Here is a 1,772-nt window from a genome sequence, read left to right on the forward strand (position 1 = left end):
GTGCGGGGGGTGCGAGGGGTGCGGGGTCGGCGGCGTTCGCGCGGTTCGCGCGGTTCGCGCGGAGTGAAGTCGACGGCCACGAGGGTGTCGGCGGTGACGGTGAACAGGCGGGTGTCCGGTGAGGTCGGCTGCGGCATGGCACCACCGTCGCCCCGGCCCGGTCGGCCGGTCCAACACCTTCTCCGCACCGATTGACGCACCTGTGTTGTAGGTTCGCGGGATGTTTGCCCCCTCCCACGTCGACCCCCGCCTGCTGCGCGCCTTCGTCACCGTCGCCGAGGAGCTGCACTTCACCCGGGCCGCGGCCCGCCTCTACGTCGCCCAGCAGGCGCTCAGCCGGGACGTGCGGCGCCTGGAGGGGGAGCTGGGCTGCGAGCTGTTCGTGCGCAGCACCCGCCGGGTCACGCTCACCGCCGACGGTGAACGCCTGCTGCCGTACGCCCGCGCGGTGCTCCAGGCGCAGGACGACCTGCTCGCCGCCGCCGGACGGAGCCGCCCGCTGCTGGTGGACCTCAACTCCCCGGGTCTGGACACCCACCGCGAGGTGCTGCACCGGGCGCGGGGACTGGCCCCCGAGCACGAGCTGATGGCCCGCTACGAGAGCGGACTGACCTGGGCGGCGGGGGAGCTGCTCGCCGGCCGGCTCGACGCGTCGTTCGGCCGGTTCGCGGGGCTCGCCAAGGCCGTGCGGGCCGGGCTGGAGCAGCAGCCGGTGCGCTACGAGCCGATGGCGGTGGTGCTGCCCGAGGAGCACGCGCTGGCCGGGCTGCCCGAGGTGCCGCTGGCCGCGCTGGCGGGCGAGACCGTCTACGCCGGGGCGGGCAACACCCGCACCGAGGAGTGGACGGACCTGGCGCGGCGGCTGTTCGACGGGCGGGACATCGCGCTCGCGCCGCCCGCGCCGCTCGCGGTGGGGGAGGAGGAGTTCCGGCGGATCATGGCGCGCACCCGTAATCCGATCCTCGCCGTGGTCGGTTTTCCGCCACATCCGGGGACGGTTTCCCGGCCCCTCGTGGACCCCGTACCCCTCTCACCTGTGTCTCTTGTGTGGCGGAAGGGAATGATCCACCCCGCTCTGACCGAACTGCGCAGGTCGGCCGCCGACCTGTCCGCCGAGCGGGGCTGGCTGAGGCGACCTGCGGACTCCTGGCTTCCGAAGCAGGACGCCGACGTGATGGGAGCGCACCCAATGTCTCGCTGCTGACACAAAAGGTCGCCGCGCAAACACACAACCTCCGCGTGCGCTACATTCGATGCCCGAGCACGGTGTGATAAACGGGGCGCTCGGAGCGGGTGGGGGCCCGGTCCGCCGACGGGTGCTCGGGTCGTACGCGCGCCGATGGTTCCGTTGGGGGGAAGTGCGAGCGCGTGGAAAAGTGGCGAGAAGACGCCCAACCGGGGCGGCCGCAGTCGGCCGACGGTTCCCGGAGGTTCGCGGACGCGGACGAGGACGCCCGTGAGACGCGGGTGCTGCCCCTGGCGGAGAGACCCGCCGAACCCGGCGTGAGAGACGGCGCGGAGAACCTCCGCGCCGGTTCCGGTTCCGGGTCCCTGGACGAACGCTGGGCGCGGCTCGGTGTGTTCCCGTCCGGGAACGGCAGGGACGACGACCGGACGCAGGTGCTGCCTCCCTCCGGGAGCGAGGACGGGACCCAGGTGCTGCCCGGCACGGGCGGCCGTCCGGGTCCGTCCGGCGCGTTCCGCCCCGGCGGTGAGGACCGTACGCAGGTGCTGCCCGAGGTGGGCGGACCCCAGGCTGCGCCCTCCCGCCC

The 1,772-nt window shown here is 73.8% G+C and carries 1 protein-coding gene and 1 pseudogene; both read left to right on the forward strand.

Annotation, left to right across the window (positions count from 1 at the left end; genetic code table 11):
• Positions 1 to 220: 220 nt before the first annotated feature.
• Positions 221 to 1,204: a LysR family transcriptional regulator gene (locus tag CCN29_RS14220; RefSeq protein ID WP_086682233.1), complete on the forward strand. Its 984-nt coding sequence runs from the start codon at positions 221 to 223 to the stop codon at positions 1,202 to 1,204.
• A 164-nt stretch (positions 1,205 to 1,368) separates the two neighbouring features.
• Positions 1,369 to 1,772 (forward strand): annotated as a pseudogene (locus CCN29_RS14225) (hypothetical protein); the annotation flags it as partial.

Source organism: Streptomyces pseudogriseolus (assembly GCA_002154585.1).
Classification (GTDB): Bacteria; Actinomycetota; Actinomycetes; order Streptomycetales; family Streptomycetaceae; genus Streptomyces; species Streptomyces pseudogriseolus.